Below are 15,972 nucleotides of genomic sequence, written 5' to 3'. Positions count from 1 at the left end.
CAAAGCCCCGGGAGCCTAGCGCACCTCCACCCCCACCTTGCGCTTGGCGTAGGCCCTTACCAGGGTACGGATGGACTCAATGACCCGGCCCTGCTTGCCGATGAGCCGGCCCTTGTCCTCCGGTGCCACCTCCACCACGTAAAGGGGACCTTCCCGGGTACGCCTTTCCTGCACCCGGACCCGCTCCGGCTGGTCCACCACGCTCTTGGCCAAATACTCCACCAAGTCCTTCATGGCCCCATGTTAAGGCAAAGGCGCCGGGTGGGTACACCCACCGGCGCCATCAGGGACCCTAACCCCTAGCCTTCCTTCCGGAAAACCCCCGCCAGCCGGAGAAGCCTCCGGGCGGTGTCCGTGGGCTGGGCCCCCACGGAAAGCCAGTACTTGGCCCGTTCCACGTCCACCTTCAGCCACTCGGGAGTGGTCTTGCGGGGATCGTAGTAGCCGATCTTTTCGATGTAGGCGCCGTCGCGCTTCCTGCGGCTGTCGGTGACCACGATGCGGTAGTGCGGGTTGTGCTTGGAGCCGAAACGAGAAAGCCGGATCTTTACCATTCCTTCCTACCTCCTGAACATTCCCATGAGTCCCCGGCCCTTGTTCTTCTCCAGGGACTTCATTAGGGCCTTGGTTTCCTCGAAGGCCTTGATGAAGCGGTTGATCTCCTGCACGCTGGTGCCGCTTCCCCTGGCGATGCGCTTACGCCGGGAGGCATTCAGGATGCGGGGGTCCTTTCGCTCCTCGGGGGTCATGGAAAGGACGATGGCCTCCAGGCGCTTGATGGCCTTGTCGTCCACCTGGAGCCCAGCGGGCAAGGCCTTACCCACCCCGGGCAGCATGGCGAGGATCTCTGAGAAAGAGCCCAGGCGCTTGAGGTTCTGCATCTGCTTAAGAAAATCCTCCAGGGTGAGCTCCTTGGCGGACTTGGGGGTTTCGGCCTCGAGGCCCGCAGCCCGAACCTTTTCCGCCAGGGTGGCCACATCCCCCATGCCCAGGATGCGGCTCGCCAGCCGGTCGGGGTAGAAGGGCTCCAGACCCTCGGGGCGCTCGGAGACCCCAGCGAAGTAGATGGGCTTCCCCGTCACGTGCCGGGCGGAGAGGGCCGCCCCACCTCGGGCATCCCCATCCAGCTTGGTGAGGATGAGCCCCGTGACCCCCACCCGCTCGTCGAAGGCCTTGGCCACCGAAAGGGCCTCCTGGCCCGTCATGGCATCCAGGACCAGAAGCACCTCGTCAGGACTCAGGGCCTCCTTGAGGCGGGCAAGCTCCGCCATCAAGGGCTCGTCGATCTGCAGGCGCCCGGCGGTGTCCACCAGGATGAGGTCGCGAACCTCCTGCCTGGCCCTCTCCTCCACCCGGCGGCGGATGGACTCAAAGCTCTCCCCATCCTGCACCTCCAGGACCGGTACCCCGATCTTTTCCCCCAGGATGCGAAGCTGCTCCCGGGCTGCCGGGCGCTGGGTGTCGGCCGCCACCAGCAGGGGCCTCCTTCCCTTCCCCTTGTAGAAAAGGGCCAGCTTGGCCGCGGTGGTGGTTTTACCGGATCCCTGGAGCCCCACCAGGAACCACAGGTTCTGGTTCTTCAGGGTAGGGAAGCGGGGTTCCCCGCCCAAGGCCTCCTTCAGGGCCTCGTAGACCGTGGCCAGCACCACCTCCGCCGGGGTGAGGCTTTCCAGGACCTTCTGGCCCAGGGCCTTCTCCCGGACGCTTTCCACGAAGGCCCTCACCACCTCCAGGTTCACGTCGGCCTCCATCAGGGCCCGACGGATCTCCCTGAGGGTAGCCTTCAGGTCCTCCTCGGTGATACGGCCACGTCCCCTTAAGCGGTCTATGGCCTCCTGCAGTCTTCCCGCCAGCTTCGCAAACATGAGCCTCCCGGCCACCAGGCCGGGCCTTAGGATAGGCCAGACCCCTTGAGCGTGTCAACCTCAATTTTTCCCACATTTCTAGTGGGCACGGTTGACGGTCCCCACCGGGAACCCTAGGCTAAGGAAGGTATGCTAGGGGCTTTGCCCTCGAGTCCTAGGCCCTGAAGGCCGCCTCAGGCGGCCTTCGGGAGAAAGGAGGCCGCCTGTGGAGACGACCCTTTCCCCTCTGCGCCAAGCCCTGCAAGAAGGCGACACCCTGAAGCTAAAGAGGCTTCTGGAGGAAACCCATCCCCAGGACCTCTTGGCCGTGTGGAATGACCTCGAGGGGGAACACCGCTACGTGGTCCTCACCCTCCTCCCCAAGGACCGAGCGGCGGAGGTTTTCGCCAACCTACCTGCGGAGGCGCAGGCGGAGTACTTAAAAACCCTGCCTCCCTGGCGGGTGCAAGAGCTCTTGGAGGAGCTCTCCCTGGACGACCTGGCCGACGCCCTCCAGGCGGTGGAGGAGGAAGACCCCGCCCTCTTCCGCCGCCTCAAGGAGGCCCTGGACCCCAAGACCCGGGCCGAGGTGGAGGAGCTCACCCGGTACGAGGAGGACGAGGCGGGGGGCCTCATGACCCCCGAGTACGTGGCGGTGCGGGAGGGCATGACCGTGGAGGAGGTCATTCGCTTCCTGCGCCGGGCCGCCCCCGATGCGGAAACCATTTACTACATTTACGTGGTGGACGAGGCAGGCCGCCTCAAGGGGGTTCTGTCCCTGAGGGACCTCATTGTGGCGGATCCGAAGACCAAGGTGGCAGAGATCATGAACCCCAAGGTGGTCTTCGCCCGCACGGACACCGACCAGGAAGAGGTAGCCCGCCTCATGGCCGACTACGACTTCACCGTCTTGCCCGTGGTGGACGAGGACGGGATACTGGTGGGTATTGTCACGGTGGACGACGTGCTGGACGTATTGGAAGAGGAAGCCACCGAGGACATCCACCGTATGGCGGCGGTGGACGTGCCCGACCTGGTCTACAGCCAGGCCTCCCCCATCGCCCTCTGGATGGCCCGGGTGCGTTGGCTGGTGATCCTCATCCTCACGGGCATGGTGACCAGTTCCATCCTCCAAGGGTTTGAAAGCCTCCTGGAAGCCGTCACCGCCCTGGCCTTCTACGTCCCGGTCCTCATCGGCACCGGGGGCAACACCGGCAACCAGTCGGCCACCCTCATCATCCGCGCCCTGGCCACCCGGGACCTGGATCTTAAGGACTGGCGCCGAGTCCTGCTAAAGGAGGGTGCCGTGGGCTTTCTCCTGGGCCTCACCCTGGCCCTCTTCCTCCTGGGCAAGGTGGTCCTGGACGGGCAGTGGGCCCTGGTGCCGGTGGTGGGCCTAGCCCTCTTCCTCATCGTCCTCTTTGCCAACCTGGTGGGAGCCCTCCTGCCCTTTGCCCTGAGGCGCCTCGGGGTGGACCCGGCCCTTCTCTCCAACCCCCTCATCGCCACCCTCACCGACGTCACGGGCCTGCTCATCTACCTCACCTTGGCCCGCCTCCTCCTAAACTTGGCATGATGCGGCTACGCATGGTGGTGGAGTGGAGCAAGGGAAGCCCCTTCCGCTATGCCTGGAAGGAGGGACGCCTAACCCTGGTGGCCGTGGACCAACCGGCCCCCGTGAACTACGGCCTTATCCCCGGCCTGATCAACCCTGCGGACGGGGAGGAGGTGGATGCGGTGCACCTGGGTCACCCCCTTCCCCCGGGAACCCAGGCGGAAGGGAACCTCTTAGGCATGGTGTGGCTGGCCGATGGGGACCATAAGCTCCTCCTGGGGGAAGGAGGGGAAGGTCCGGGCCTCGAGGACCTTCCCTCCCTCCTTGCCTGGTTCGCCCCCACCCGCCACCCCACCCTCCTCGGCCCCAGGGAAGCCCAGGCTTGGGTGGAGGCGTTGCGGAGACTCCAGGACCGCTACCTCGGGGCCTTGCTGGGCCTGGCCGTGGGGGACGCCCTGGGGGCCCAGGTGGAGTTCCAGCCCAAGGGGAGCTTTCCCCTGGTCGCAGGCATGAAAGGGGGCGGACCCCATGACCTCTTCCCAGGGGCCTGGACCGACGACACCAGCATGGCCCTCTGCCTGGCGGAAAGCCTGGTAGAGAAGGGCTTTGACCCCCAGGACCAGATGGCGCGCTACCTGCGCTGGTACCGGGAGGGGTACCTGAGCGCCAAGGGCTACTGCTTCGACATCGGGAACGCCACCCGAAGGGCCCTGGAGCGCTTCGCCCGCACGGGGGACCCCTTTTGCGGGGATGAGGAAGGGGCAGGCAACGGCCCCCTGATGCGCCTCGCCCCCCTGGTCCTGGCCTACCGCCAGCACCCCAACCTGCTCCAGCTGGCCCGCCTTTCCGCCCGCACCACCCACGGGGCCCGGGAAGCCTTGGAGGCCACGGAGTTTCTGGCCTGGCTCCTAAAAGAAGCCCTGGAGGGGGCTTCCAAGGAGGAACTCTTGCGCCTGGAACCCTTCCGGGACCGCGACCTGCACCCCGCGGTGCGCCGGGTGGCGGAAGGAGGCTTCTGGAACGAGCCAGAGGAGGGACCGGGGTACGCTCCAGGGACCCTCGAGGCCGCCCTCTTCGCCTTCGCCACCACCTCCTCCTTTGCCGAGGGCATGCTCCGCGCGGTGAACCTGGGTGGGGATGCGGACACCGTGGGTGCGGTCTACGGCCAGCTGGCGGGAGCTTTCTACGGCAAGGAAGCCATCCCCGAGGCTTGGCTAGCCCCCCTTTTCCTAAGGAGGCGCATGGAAGCCCTGGCCCTAGACCTCCTCCGGGCCAGCCACAGGTTCGCCCTGCCCTAGACCTAGACCGCCCAGCCAACGTTTTTGAGGAACTGCCTAGAGGATAAGCATGGCGTCCCCCAGGGAGTAGAACCGGTACCGCTCCGCCACGGCCAGCCAGTAGGCCTCCATGGTTCGTTCGTAGCCCAAAAAGGCAGCCACCAGCATGATCAGGGTGGAGCGGGGCAAGTGGAAGTTGGTGAAAAGACCATCGATCACCCGGAAGGTATAGGGCGGCCGGATGAATAGCCGGGTCTCCCCTCCCCCAGCCACTACCCCTACCCCCTCCCGGTAAGCGCTTTCCAGGGCCCGCACCACGGTGGTGCCCACTGCCACCACCCGCCGGGCCTCCTCCTTGGCCCGGTTGATGGCTTCCGCCGTTTCCTCAGGGATTTCGTAGGGCTCAGGATGCATCTCGTGCTCCTCGGGATCCCCCTTCACCGGGCGGAAGGTGCCGGGGCCCACGTGCAGGCTCAGGAAGCGGAGCTCCACCCCCATGCCCCTCAGGCGGGAGAGGAGCTCTGGGGTGAAGTGGAGGCCCGCGGTAGGGGCGGCCACGGAACCCGGGCGCTTGGCGTACACGGTCTGGTAGCGTTCCGGAGGGATTTTGGTCTTGATGTAGGGGGGCAGGGGCACCTCCCCCACCTCCTCCAGGTGGGCCATCAGATCCCCTTGGAAGCGGAGAAGCCGTACCCCGCCCTCCTCCACCCCCACCACTTCCGCCTCGAGATCCGGAACCACCCGGAGGTCCCGGGGAGATAGAAAGCGGAGCCTGGTGCCAGGCTTGGCCTTGCGGCCGGGACCCACCAGGGCCTCCCAAAGCCCTGGAGTCCTTTCCCGTACCAAGAGCACCTCCACCCTTCCCCCCGTGGGCCTTTGGGCCAAGAGGCGGGCGGGGATTACCTTGCTCTCGTTAAACACCAGCACATCCCTCGGGCGGAGGTATTCGGGAAGGTCCCTGACCTGGCGGTGCTCGGCCCGGAAGAGGCCCTCCCGGTAGACCACCAGCATCCGCGCCGCGTCCCGGGGTTCCACCCCCTCCTGGGCAATGAGCTCTTCGGGCAGGAAGTAGTCGTAGGCCTCGAGGCTCATCGCTCCGTGTTCTTGGGCTCCATGAAGGCATTGGGGATATCAGGAAGGTGCACGAAGCGGTCCACGGCATCGATGAGCTTCTGGGCGGTGGTCTCCCGGAAGGCGATCACCTCCACCCGGATGCCCCGTTCCATGAGGACCTCGAGGATCTCCACAAAGTCCCCATCCCCGCTTCCCAGGACCACCACATCCAGGTGGGGCATAAGCCGCACCATGTCCGCGGCGATGCCCATGTCCCAGTTCCCCTCGTAGATGGGCTTGCCCCCCTCACCCAACTCCTTCACCGTGAGGTACATGCGCCGCACCCGGTAGCCGATGGTGGAAAGCTTGTAGATGAAGGGCCAGGCGGAGGTATCTCCCTCCTTCTCCACCACATAGGCGGTGGCCCGCACCAGACGCCTTCCCCCCACGGCAAAGCGCAGGAGGCTTTCAAAGTTCACGTTGCGCTCGTAGTAGTCCCGAGCGGAGTGGTAAAGGTTCTGGGTGTCCACGAAAACGCCCACCCGCTGGTCAGGATGCTGGCCAAGCTCCATCGACCTCCATCTTAACCCGCATTTCTAAGGCCCGCCGCCACCCCCAGGATGGAAAGGAGAAGGGCCTTCTTCAAGGCCTCATCCTCCCTGCCCCCAGGAGCGCGGTAGCGGCGGAGAAGCTCCACCTGCACGAAGTTGATGGGGTCCACGTAGGGGTTGCGCAAGGCGATCTGCCTTTCCAAGGTCTTTTGGTTGTGAAGGAGGGGAGCCTGGAAGATGCTTTCCAAAAGCGCCACCGTCTTTTGGTACTCCTGGGCAAGGCTGTGGAAGAGGGAGTGTAGCTTTTCCGGAACCAGGCGCAGGTAAAGCTCCGCTACCCCCAGGTCCGCCTTGGCCAAGGCCATGGCGGCATTCTCCAGGGTGGTGGCGAAGAAGGGCCACTCCCGGTACATCTGCCTGAGAAGGTCCAGGGGCAAGGCCTCCAGGGCCGTAAGCCCGTACCAGCCGGGCAGGAGCAGGCGCACCTGGGTCCAGGCCATCACCCAGGGAATGGCCCTGAGGTCGCGGATCTCCCGCACCCGGCCGTGGCGGTACACAGGACGGCTGGCGATGGGGAGTTCCCCGATCTCCCGGATGGGGGTAAAGGCCTCGAAAAAGGGGAAGAAACCCTCCTGGGCCAAAAGGGCTCGGTAGCGGCGCATGCTCTCCTCCCCTGCCTGCCACAGGGCCTCCCGCCACTCAGGTCTAGGCTCCACCCCCTCGCCCAAGGCCGCCTGGGCGAAGTAAAAGAGAAGTTGCTCCAGGTGGCGCACGGCCAGCTCGGGGTGGCTGTACCGATCCGCCAGGGCCTCCCCCTGTTCCGTGAGGCGGATGCGGTGCCCCACGCTCCTGGGGGGCAGGCTGGCGATGGCCCGGCCCGCAGGCCCCCCGCCCCGGGCGGTGGAGGTACCCCGGCCGTGGAAGAAGAAAACCGGCAGGCCGAAGCTCTGCCCCACCTTGGCCAAGGTCTCCTGGGCCTCGTAAAGGGCCAGATTGGCGGCTAGGAAGCCAGCGTCCTTATTGGAGTCAGAGTAGCCGATCATGATCTCCACCCCGCCCCGGCCCCGGGCGTGGGCCAGGAAGACGGGGTTTTGCAGAAGGCGGGTGAGCACCTCCGGGGCCCGGTGGAGGTCCTCGAGGGTCTCAAAGAGGGGCACCACATCCAGGGGCAACGGGGCTCCCGGCCGGTAAAGCCCCACCTCCCGGGCGAGAAGGAACACAGCAAGGAGATCCCCGGGGTGGTGGGTCATGGACACCACGTGGGCCCCCTTGTCCCGCCAGGCCCGAAAGGCCCCGAGCGCCACCCGCAGGGCCTCCCCCTGGGGCTCATGGCCCACGGGCAGAAGGGGACGGGCGCTTCTCAACTCCTCGGTGAGGAGGGCCTCCTGGGCCTCGGGGGACAAGGAGAGGAAATCGGGGTGGACCCCCCCAACCCTCAGGAGTTCCGCCGCCGCCTCCAGGAGTTTCCCGGACTCCTCCCTCAGGTCCAAGGGCGCAAGCTCCAGGCCGAAGGCGAAAAGGCGGGCCTCGAGGGGACGGAGGAAGGAGGCCGCCACCTGTTCCAAGCCCACGGAGGCCAGGCCCTCCTCTGCCACCCTCAGGGCTCGCAAAAGCTCCTCCGTGCTCACCTCACCCTTCTCCAGACGGGCATAAAGCCTGGCGAAGAACCGCCGGTAGGGCTCCCCGGGGAAGCGCTCCGTTTCCTCCCCTCCCTCCCGCACCCCCCTGGGCACGGGAACTTTGCTTTCGGAAAGGGAAAGGTCCCGCACCAGGTTTTCCAGTTCCAGCAAAAACCGCTCCCGGGCCACCTGGCGGGCATATCGAGCGGCAAAGGCGGTCACCTCAGGGGTAACGAAGGGGTTGCCATCCCGGTCCCCCCCGATCCAGCTCCTGAAGCGCACCGGGCTCTTCAGGCGGGGACGCTTGCCATAGACCTTCTCCAGGGCAGCCTCGAGGCCCTCCACCACCCGGGGTACCGCCTGCCAGAGGGTGGTGGGCAGGTAGTAAAGCCCGCCTTTGATCTCGTCCTCCACCGTGGGCCTGGCCTTGCGCACCTCCTCGGTGGCATAGAGCAGGGCCACCCTGGCCGCCAAGCGGGAACGGTCTTGGGCCTCCAGCTCTTCCTGTAATTTTTCCAAATGATGCCTTAGGGTCCGCCTGCGGGTTTCGGTGGGATGGGCGGTAAAGGTGAGCCATAGCTCCAGCCGGTTCAGGTGGGCCTCCACCTCTTCCAGGGAAAGCCCCCTTTCCTTCAAGGCCCTGGCTAGGGCCAAGAAGCCCTCGGGCCTCGGGCTCTCTGGGGTTTCCGCCTCAGCCCTAAGGCGGTTCACCCGCACCCGGTGCCTCTCCTCCGCCAGGTTGACCAGGTGGAAGTAGTGGGTAAAGGCCCGCACCAGGGCCTCGGCCTCCTCGAGGGAAAGCCCCTCCACCCGTTTCAAAAGGGTGGTCCTCGCTCCTTCGTCCCCCTGTCGTCGGGCCTTGGATAGGAGGCGCACCTCCTCCACCAAGGCGAAAAAACGTTCCCCCGAAACCGCCCGGATGGCCTCGCCCAAAAGGCGGCCCAGAAGGTCCACCTCTGCCCGCAAAAGGTCAAAGGTATCCTCCCTCGCAGGCTTCACGGCTCCTCCCACACGTAAGGGCCTATGGAAACCCCTTTGCCGCCCTCCAAAACCAGCTCGGTGGCGTGGAAACGCGCCCTTCCCTGGGCAGCCCGAAAAGGTTGGGGCCTGCCCGTAAGGAAGCGGGCCAGGAAGGTCTCCACCTCCCCGCCGATGATGGATGCATACGTACCGGTCATGCCCACATCGGTCTGGTACAGGGTGCCCTTCGGCAAGCGCATGGCGTCCAGGGTGGGCACATGGGTGTGGGTGCCCAGCACAGCGGTAACCCGGCCATCCAGGTAGTGGGCCAGGGCCATCTTCTCGCTGGTGGCCTCGGCATGCACCTCCACCAGGATGTAATCCGCCTTCTCCTGGGCTAAAAGGGCATCCAGGGTGCGGAAGGGATCGTCCAGGGGATCCATGAAGACCCGGCCCATCACCTGCACGAAGAGAAGGCTCTCCCCACCTGCGTCAAGCCGCCACCACCCTCGCCCTGGGGTGCCGGGAGGGTAGTTTAAGGCCCGCACCACGGGCTCCCGTTCCAAGAGCTCGTAGACCTCCTTGTGATCCCAAGCGTGGTTTCCCAGGGAAACCAGGTCCACCCCCGCCTCGCGCAGGATGCGGTAGGAACGGCGGTCCAACCCCTTACCCTTGGCGGCGTTCTCCCCGTTAGCTATGACCAGATCGTACTGATCCCGAATATCCGGCAGGTGAAGGCTCACCACCCTTAGGCCGGGCTCAGCCATCACATCGCCGATGAAGAGAACCCGCATGGGGGCATTATACGCACCCATGCGGGTCCCGGGACCTTGAAGGGGTCGTTGTCGTAGACGGAGAGGTGGTTGCTGATGTTGGTCAGCATCTGCCCAAAGCGGTTGGGGTCCCCGAAGTCCAGGTGGTACACCACGGCCACCGGGGTTTCCTTCTCGAAGTCTTTGTAGGCCACCCGCTCGTTGGCCCGGGCTCCCAACAGGGAACCCACCCCCAGAAAAGCTCCTAGCCTCAACAGAAACCTGCGGTCCATGCTCCCTCTCTTCTATTGGGGGAATGCGTACACCCCTAACGTCCCCTTCGTCAAGGGTATGAAACACCCTAAAGAGAAGCCCAACCCCTTAAACGGGGGCCGGGCACTTATCTCAAGCCCCAGGCTTTCCTCGAGCCGCTACCCTATGCGGTGCGCTTCTGCAATAGGTAAACCACCCCGTAGCCGATGGCCGCCAGGATCAGCAAAGGGATAGCGAACTTCAAAAGTTCCCAGATCAAGCCGGAAAGCGCAAGGAGTACCCGGCCCAAGAAGGTGAACACCCATCCCCCCACCCAAAGGGCCAAAAGGACCCCCACCACCACCAAGAGGCCCAAGACCACCCATTCCAGGATGTCGCGCAAGCTCCGTTCCATACTCTAAGCATACACTGGAATGGTGGAGCGTTATCGTCTGGAGGAAGGCGTGGTGGTGGGGCGTAAGGCCCTGCCCCAAGGGGATCTTCTCCTACGTTTCCTGACCCCTCAAGGGAGCCTCGAGGCCGTGGCCCGCAAGGGGGTGCGGCCCTCGGGGCGCTCGGGCAGGCTCTCCCTGTTCCATCACGTGCGCTTCCAGCTTTACACCAAAGGAGAAGGCCTTCCCACGCTTACCCAGGCGGAGCTTCTGGGGAGGCTACACGGCCTGGAGGAACCCAGGCGCTTCCTTCTGGCCTCTTTTCTGGCGGAGCTCTCCTACCGCTTAGCCTCCCCGGAGGCCGCCCCCAGGATCTATCCGGTCTTCATCTCTGGCCTGAGGGGCATCGCCAAGCACGAAAGGCCCCTTCTGCCCCTGGTATGGGCCGGATGGCGGGTGGTGAAGGCGGGGGGCTTAAGCCCAAACCTTCTGGGGCCCGGCCTATATCTGAAAGCAGGCCGCCTCGTGCACGGGTCCGGCCCGCGCGGGGAGGAGGGCATCTACTTGGGGGAAAAGGGCGTGGAGGCCCTCCGGGCCATCCTCCACCTCCCGGGTAGCGAGGCCCTCCCCTACCTGGAAGACGCTCCCCTGGAAAGGCTATTCTTCGCCCTGAAGCACCATGCGGAAGAGGCCCTAGGCCCCCTTAAGGCCACACCTACGCTCACCGCAGAACTATAGGGGCTTGATCTCCAGGATGGTGTAGACCTGGGCTCCCTTCTTGCCCCTTATCTCCACCACGTCCCCCACCTTCTTACCTAAAAGCGCTTGGCCCAGGGGGGACTCGTCCGAGATCTTGCCGCTGAAAATATCCGCCTCGTGGCTACCCACGATGGCCAACGAAAGCCTTTCCCCGGATTCGGTTTCCAGCTCCACCTGGCAGCCCAGGGCCACCTGGTCGTAGGAGCCATTCCCCTCCACCACCACCGCCCGGGCCAGGAGGTCCTCCAGCTGGGCGATGCGGGCCTCGTTCTGCCACATGGCCCGGCGCGCCTCGTCGTAACCGGCGTTTTCCCTTAAATCCCCTTCCTCCAGGGCCTGTTCAAAGTCGGCGGAAATCTCCTGCCGCTTGGTGGTCTTCAGGTGATGCAGCTCCTCCTGAAGGCGCCTAAAGCCTTCCGGGGTCAGGTAAACCGGCTTCTTCATCCCTTCCCTCCGCGTAAAAAGGGGCACCAGCCCATGAGGATGGGCTGGAGGTACCGCTATTTAGTATAGCAGGCGGGAAGGAAGCGCTCCACCAAGGGGGCCAAGGCCTCGGGAAGCGGCCCCACGGGCAAAAGCCCCACCCCGCTTCCCGCCAGGAGCAACACCCCCCTCGCTCCCTCCCGCTCTCCTCCCCGGCGGCGCAGTGCCTGGTGGGGGGGAAGAGGGGGGGGCGCGGCCAGGGGAAGCTCCCAGGGGTAAAGCCGGGCCCGCTCCACCCGAAGGCCCATCTCCCGGGCTACCCGGGCCACCTGTTCCCGGGTGATGCCCTCGATGCCCCCCTCCAAAAGAAAGAGCACCCCATCCCGGTAAAGAAGAGGGCTGGTGCGGCTTCCATCCACCACGTAGCCCTCGCCATCCTGCAAAAGCCCCTCAAAGGCCCCCTGCCCCTCCGCCTCCTTCAAGGCCAGGCGGTACGGGAGGTAGTTGCCCGTCTTGAAGCGGTACAGGTCCGGATGCACCCGGTAGGGGGTCAGGAGAACCCGCACCCCCTCTTGGTAGGCGGCTAGGGGAAGGGGGGTATAGGGCCGGGCCTCGGAAAGCCATACCCCCTCCCCCACGGTGAAGCGGAGGCGAAGGCAAGGCAGACGGGCAAGCTCCTTCTTAAGGGCCTCGAGGTCTTTTAGGAATGCCCCATCCCCCGGATAGGGAAGCCCCAAGGCCGAAGCATGCCGGCGCAGGCGGTGGAGGTGATCCTCCAGCCAAAGGGCTTCTCCCCTTTCCACCCGCAAGGTGGTGAAGACGCTTAGGCCATGGTACAAAAACCCTTCCGGAAGGGGCTCGCTGAAAGGCTCCCCTTTTAGGAGCACCCGCCTTAGGCCTCTTCCAGGAACCTTGCCAAAAGCTCCATCCCCCACGGGGACAGGATACTCTCCGGGTGGAACTGGACGCCATAAGCCTGCCTGCCGTCCCAAATGGCCATGGGTACCCCCTCCGCCGTCCAGGCCAGAAGGCGTATATGGGAAGGAAGGTTTCGCAGGGCCAAGGAATGGTACCGGGCAAAGGGAAGGGGATTGGGTAGACCGGCAAAAAGCCTTTCCCCGCTATGGAAAATGGAGTGGGCCTCCCCGTGCACCGGCCTTTCCCGGTAAAGCTCCGCCCCCAAGGCCACCCCCAGGGCCTGGTGGCCGAGACAGACCCCAAGGAAGGGAAGGCCCTCCGCCACGGCCCTCTGGGTCCACTCCAGCACCCGGCCCGCGGTGAAGGGATCCTTGGGCCCCGGGCCCACCACCAGGTGGGTGAAGCCCTGGAAGCGGGGGACCTCCTCTTGGTCCACCACCTCCACCTCGGCCCCCAGGGCCCGCAGGTAGTCCACCAGGTTGTAGCTGAAGGAGTCCCGGTTCTCCAGGAAGAGCACCCGGGCCCGCACCCGCCTGGGGGGCGGGGGTGGGGCCCAGGCGGCGGTGGCCTTGGGGGGTTCGGGCCTCCGGCCTGGACGGCCCCGCTCCAGGGCCAGGAGGAGGCTTTCCGCCTTGTGCAGGGTTTCCCGGTACTCTGCCCCTGGGTCCGAGGCGATGACGATCCCCGCCCCCGCCGAAAAGAGGACCTCCTCCCCCACCCGTTGGAAGGAGCGGATGAGGATGTTGAAGTCCGCTCCCCGGCCCGAGGCGTACCCCAGGCTCCCGGTGTAGGGCCCCCGGGGGACGGGCTCCAGCTCCCTTATGGCCGCCATCACCGTGCCCTTGGGGGCCCCGGTGATGGTCCCGCCGGGAAAGAGGCTGGCGAAAACCTCCCCCAAGGCGGCCCGGGTATAGCCCTCCACCTCGGAGACCAGGTGCATCACGTGGGCATAGCGCTCCACGGTGAAAAGCTCCCGCACCCGCACCGTCCCCGGCAGGGCCACACGGGCCAGGTCGTTGCGGAGGAGGTCCACCAGCATGGCGTGCTCCGCCCGCTCCTTGGCCGAGGCCAAAAGCTCTGCCTCCAGGCTCAGGTCCTCCTCCGGGCTCCCTCCCCTAGGCCGGGTGCCGGCGATGGGCCGGGCCAGGACCCGGGCCCCCACCTTCTGGAAAAGCCTCTCCGGGCTCCCCGAGACCACCGCCCAGCCTTCCCCCTCCAGAAGCCCCATGAAGGGGGAAGGGTTCAGGGCCCGGAGCCGGGCGTAGAGGAGGAGGGGGTCCACGGGGCCCAGGAGGCGGAAGCGGTGGGAGAGGTTCACCTGGTAGACCACCCCGGCGCGGATCCTTTCCTGCACCTCCAGGACCCCTTGGAGGAAGGCCCCTTGGGGGAAGTCGGAAACCAGAGGATAGTGGGGCAAGGGCGGGGGCAGATAGGGCACGGGTTCCAGGGGAAAGGAAGGCCGCTCCACCAGGCGGCCCTCCAGGAGGGCGAAGCCCTCGGGGTAGTAGTAGAAGGCCGCTTCGGGGAGGCCCGGCAGGGGCCCGTGGGTGGGAAGGCCCAGGTGCCGGGCGAACTCGTAGGCGAAAAACCCCATCCAGGCAGGGAAGTATCCCTTCCCCAGACCCCTTTCCAGGTAGCGGAAGAGGTCCAAAGCCTCCCCCACCCGCCTCCCGTCCAGGTAAAGCCGGCCCTCCCACACCTCGAGGCGGTGGGCGGGACGCACCCCCAGAAGGGAAAGCCGGGCAAAAGGGGTCCTCGGCCCCAAAGACTCCAGTAGCGCCGGGCGCATCCCCAGTGCCCTGGCCGCGTGGAAAAGGCCCAGCACGGGGCCAAGTATACCGGCAACCCCAACCGCCTTCTCGGGGGGGCTATAGGGACTTGTTGCGAAAAGCTCCCTCCCTTAGACTCTGGACAAGGAGGCGCCGTGCTGGAGGCCTTGCGGATGTCTCCCGCTGGTTGGTGGGTGCGCTCCACCCCCTTGCTGCACGTCTCCTGGCAGGAGGACCGCTTCGTGGCCACCGGCTGGTATGGCCTCCTCCTGGAAAGCCCGGACGGCCTCTCCTGGCACGAGGTACCCACCCCCACCCTCGAGGCCCTCACCGCCTCGGCCCTGGGGGAGGGTCGGCGGGTGGTGGTGGGGGGCAAGGCCACCCGGTTGCAGGGACCCCCTGGGGGCCCCCTGGAGCCAAGCAAAGGAACACCTCTGGAGCACAGGGGCCTTTGGGGGGTGGCCTACGGCAGGGGGCGCTACGTGGCCGTGGGCATGGAAGGGCTGGTCCTGACCTCCGGGGACGGCAGGGCTTGGGAGCCGGTGCCCTTGGGGTTGGACAGGAACCTCTGGGGTGTAGCCTTCGCCCAAGGCCGCTTCGTGGCCGTGGGGGACCACATCATCTTGGTTTCACAAGATGGAAGGCACTTTGAAACGTTGCCAGCCCCGGGCATCCTCAACGCCGTGGCCTTTGCCCAAGGCCTCTTCTTGGCCGTGGGCTGGGGCGGCCTCATCCTCACCTCGCAAGACGGGCGGAGCTGGCACCGCCAGGCTTCGGGAACATGGAAGGGTCTCTTCGGCATTGCGCGGAGCGAACGACTTTGGGTGGTGGTGGGGGAAGGGGGCACGGTCCTGACCTCCTCCGATGGTATGCGCTGGCACCAAGCGGTCCTGGAGGGAGCCCCTTTCCTCACGGGGGTGGCCTGGAACGGAAGCCGCTTCGTGGCCGTGGGTTGGGGCCTGGCCCTCTACACCTCCGAGGACGGCCTTGCCTGGAAGCCCATCCATCCCGGGACGGGTCAGCAACTCTGGAGCGTGGCCTTTGGGCCCCAGGGCTTCGTGGCCGTGGGGCACGAGGGACCCATGGGGATCGTCCTCTTCTCCCCCGAGGGTACCGCCTGGACCCTCGAGGCCCGGGTGCCGGCCTGGCTCCTTGGCGTGGGCTGGGGAAGAGGCCAGTACGTGGCGGTGGGCGAGCGGGGAACCATCCTCCTCTCCCCTAACGGAAAGCGTTGGGTAAAGGTGGAAACCCCCGTGCAGAAGTGGCTCTACGCCGTGGCCTACGGGGAAGACCGCTTCGTGGCCGCGGGCGAGGCCCTCCTTCTCTCCCGGGAGGGGAAGGTGTGGCGCGCTTTTCCCCTACCCCAGGAGGAAACCCTCTTGGGTCTGACCTTTGGGGCCGGCACCTTCCTGGCGGCAGGGGAAAAGGGCAACCTCTACGCCTCCCGGGACGGCATCCGCTGGGAAAAGGTTCTCTCCTTGGGACGCCCTTGGCTTCGCGGCTTGGCCCACGGCAACGGCCGCTTCGTGGCCAGCGGCCACGGAAAGGTGCTGGTGGCCCAAAGGGGCTGGGACTGGGAGGAGGCCTCCGCCCCGCACCTGCCCAAACACCTCCCCAGCGTAACCCACGGGGATGGGCGCTTCGCCTTGGTGGGGCACCCCAGGCCCGGGGAAGGGGTCGTGGCCTTCTCCGAGGATGGCCTCGCTTGGGACGAGGCCCACCCTCTTGGCAACGAGCCCGAGGGCATCGCCTACGGCCAGGGAAGGTTCGTGGTGGTGGGCAACTGCGGAACCCTCCTCACCTGGCCCTGAGCGCCCCTTCGTGGCTTGCGCCACGAGTGGGGAAAGA

The 15,972-nt window shown here is 66.1% G+C and carries 16 protein-coding genes; 4 read left to right on the top strand and 12 right to left on the bottom strand.

The features are described 5' to 3' along the window. Window positions 1–15 precede the first annotated feature (15 nt). The 3 genes from L1087_RS07070 to ffh all read right to left on the bottom strand — a co-directional run bounded on the left by L1087_RS07070 (window position 16) and on the right by ffh (window position 1,865). Complete coding sequence (locus tag L1087_RS07070) at window positions 16–234, bottom strand: KH domain-containing protein (protein ID WP_015717278.1); 219 nt, start codon at window positions 232–234, stop codon at window positions 16–18. 65 nt (window positions 235–299) lie between these two features. Beyond that, window positions 300–554 (bottom strand): 30S ribosomal protein S16, encoded by a 255-nt coding sequence (rpsP, locus tag L1087_RS07065; RefSeq protein ID WP_234558252.1) that lies wholly within the window; start codon window positions 552–554, stop codon window positions 300–302. A 6-nt stretch (window positions 555–560) separates the two neighbouring features. Further along, the gene (ffh, locus tag L1087_RS07060; RefSeq protein WP_135261108.1) at window positions 561–1,865 is read right to left on the bottom strand and encodes a signal recognition particle protein; all 1,305 of its coding nucleotides are present in this window, start codon (window positions 1,863–1,865) and stop codon (window positions 561–563) included. Window positions 1,866–2,070: 205 nt separating this feature from the next. Between ffh and mgtE the strand changes: the two genes are divergently transcribed. Then, window positions 2,071–3,420 (top strand): magnesium transporter, encoded by a 1,350-nt coding sequence (mgtE, locus tag L1087_RS07055; protein ID WP_234558251.1) that lies wholly within the window; start codon window positions 2,071–2,073, stop codon window positions 3,418–3,420. After that, the gene (locus L1087_RS07050) at window positions 3,420–4,697 is read left to right on the top strand and encodes an ADP-ribosylglycohydrolase family protein (RefSeq protein ID WP_234558250.1); all 1,278 of its coding nucleotides are present in this window, start codon (window positions 3,420–3,422) and stop codon (window positions 4,695–4,697) included. Before mgtE ends, L1087_RS07050 begins: the two co-directional genes overlap by 1 nt. A 36-nt stretch (window positions 4,698–4,733) precedes the next feature. Here L1087_RS07050 and queA read toward each other — a convergent pair whose 3' ends face one another. From queA to L1087_RS07020, 6 genes are all read right to left on the bottom strand, one after another. After that, window positions 4,734–5,768 carry a tRNA preQ1(34) S-adenosylmethionine ribosyltransferase-isomerase QueA gene (gene queA / locus L1087_RS07045; RefSeq protein ID WP_234558249.1) on the bottom strand — a complete coding sequence of 345 codons (1,035 nt, stop codon included), beginning with the start codon at window positions 5,766–5,768 and terminating at the stop codon, window positions 4,734–4,736. After that, window positions 5,765–6,301 (bottom strand): LabA-like NYN domain-containing protein, encoded by a 537-nt coding sequence (locus tag L1087_RS07040; RefSeq protein WP_015717284.1) that lies wholly within the window; start codon window positions 6,299–6,301, stop codon window positions 5,765–5,767. Before L1087_RS07040 ends, queA begins: the two co-directional genes overlap by 4 nt. 11 nt (window positions 6,302–6,312) lie before the next feature. Then, window positions 6,313–8,898 (bottom strand): phosphoenolpyruvate carboxylase, encoded by a 2,586-nt coding sequence (locus L1087_RS07035; RefSeq protein ID WP_234558247.1) that lies wholly within the window; start codon window positions 8,896–8,898, stop codon window positions 6,313–6,315. Beyond that, the gene (locus L1087_RS07030; protein WP_038042303.1) at window positions 8,895–9,653 is read right to left on the bottom strand and encodes a TIGR00282 family metallophosphoesterase; all 759 of its coding nucleotides are present in this window, start codon (window positions 9,651–9,653) and stop codon (window positions 8,895–8,897) included. Before L1087_RS07030 ends, L1087_RS07035 begins: the two co-directional genes overlap by 4 nt. Next, entirely contained in the window at window positions 9,626–9,904 is a 279-nt protein-coding gene (locus L1087_RS07025; RefSeq protein WP_234558245.1) for a hypothetical protein, read from the bottom strand. Before L1087_RS07025 ends, L1087_RS07030 begins: the two co-directional genes overlap by 28 nt. A gap of 143 nt (window positions 9,905–10,047) precedes the next feature. Next, on the bottom strand, window positions 10,048–10,278 hold the full coding sequence (locus tag L1087_RS07020) for a hypothetical protein (RefSeq protein WP_234558244.1): 231 nt from the start codon (window positions 10,276–10,278) through the stop codon (window positions 10,048–10,050). Window positions 10,279–10,297: 19 nt separating this feature from the next. On the opposite strand from L1087_RS07020, the gene recO reads away from it, so the two are divergent. Continuing rightward, on the top strand, window positions 10,298–10,993 hold the full coding sequence (gene recO, locus L1087_RS07015) for a DNA repair protein RecO (protein ID WP_135260749.1): 696 nt from the start codon (window positions 10,298–10,300) through the stop codon (window positions 10,991–10,993). Here recO and greA read toward each other — a convergent pair. From greA to L1087_RS07000, 3 genes are read right to left on the bottom strand one after another with little or no spacing between them, the layout of a single operon-like run. Continuing rightward, window positions 10,988–11,458, bottom strand: coding sequence for a transcription elongation factor GreA (gene greA, locus L1087_RS07010; protein WP_015717289.1), 471 nt, complete (start codon window positions 11,456–11,458; stop codon window positions 10,988–10,990). The genes recO and greA overlap by 6 nt on opposite strands. A gap of 56 nt (window positions 11,459–11,514) precedes the next feature. After that, window positions 11,515–12,372, bottom strand: a complete 858-nt coding sequence (locus L1087_RS07005; RefSeq protein ID WP_234558243.1) for an aminotransferase class IV — start codon at window positions 12,370–12,372, stop codon at window positions 11,515–11,517. Next, window positions 12,330–14,144, bottom strand: coding sequence for a chorismate-binding protein (locus L1087_RS07000; protein WP_234558283.1), 1,815 nt, complete (start codon window positions 14,142–14,144; stop codon window positions 12,330–12,332). The genes L1087_RS07005 and L1087_RS07000 overlap by 43 nt, the downstream gene beginning before the upstream one ends. 135 nt (window positions 14,145–14,279) lie before the next feature. On the opposite strand from L1087_RS07000, the gene L1087_RS06995 reads away from it, so the two are divergent. After that, complete coding sequence (locus L1087_RS06995; RefSeq protein WP_234558242.1) at window positions 14,280–15,935, top strand: sialidase family protein; 1,656 nt, start codon at window positions 14,280–14,282, stop codon at window positions 15,933–15,935. Window positions 15,936–15,972: the final 37 nt, after the last annotated feature.

Origin of the sequence: Thermus tengchongensis, from assembly GCF_021462405.1 — a bacterium.
GTDB lineage: Bacteria > Deinococcota > Deinococci > Deinococcales > Thermaceae > Thermus > Thermus tengchongensis.
This window is presented reverse-complemented; position numbering and strand designations above follow the sequence as displayed.

What these genes read in the sequence shown, in the direction of transcription:
- L1087_RS07070 (WP_015717278.1), bottom strand. Translation starts at nt 234, where the DNA reads ATGAAGGACTTGGTGGAGTATTTGGCCAAGAGCGTGGTGGACCAGCCG.
- rpsP (WP_234558252.1), bottom strand. Translation starts at nt 554, where the DNA reads ATGGTAAAGATCCGGCTTTCTCGTTTCGGCTCCAAGCACAACCCGCAC.
- greA (WP_015717289.1), bottom strand. Translation starts at nt 11,458, where the DNA reads ATGAAGAAGCCGGTTTACCTGACCCCGGAAGGCTTTAGGCGCCTTCAG.
- L1087_RS07000 (WP_234558283.1), bottom strand. Translation starts at nt 14,144, where the DNA reads ATGCGCCCGGCGCTACTGGAGTCTTTGGGGCCGAGGACCCCTTTTGCC.
- L1087_RS07025 (WP_234558245.1), bottom strand. Translation starts at nt 9,904, where the DNA reads ATGGACCGCAGGTTTCTGTTGAGGCTAGGAGCTTTTCTGGGGGTGGGT.
- queA (WP_234558249.1), bottom strand. Translation starts at nt 5,768, where the DNA reads ATGAGCCTCGAGGCCTACGACTACTTCCTGCCCGAAGAGCTCATTGCC.
- ffh (WP_135261108.1), bottom strand. Translation starts at nt 1,865, where the DNA reads ATGTTTGCGAAGCTGGCGGGAAGACTGCAGGAGGCCATAGACCGCTTA.
- recO (WP_135260749.1), top strand. Translation starts at nt 10,298, where the DNA reads ATGGTGGAGCGTTATCGTCTGGAGGAAGGCGTGGTGGTGGGGCGTAAG.
- L1087_RS07050 (WP_234558250.1), top strand. Translation starts at nt 3,420, where the DNA reads ATGCGGCTACGCATGGTGGTGGAGTGGAGCAAGGGAAGCCCCTTCCGC.
- L1087_RS07040 (WP_015717284.1), bottom strand. Translation starts at nt 6,301, where the DNA reads ATGGAGCTTGGCCAGCATCCTGACCAGCGGGTGGGCGTTTTCGTGGAC.
- L1087_RS07030 (WP_038042303.1), bottom strand. Translation starts at nt 9,653, where the DNA reads ATGCGGGTTCTCTTCATCGGCGATGTGATGGCTGAGCCCGGCCTAAGG.
- L1087_RS07020 (WP_234558244.1), bottom strand. Translation starts at nt 10,278, where the DNA reads ATGGAACGGAGCTTGCGCGACATCCTGGAATGGGTGGTCTTGGGCCTC.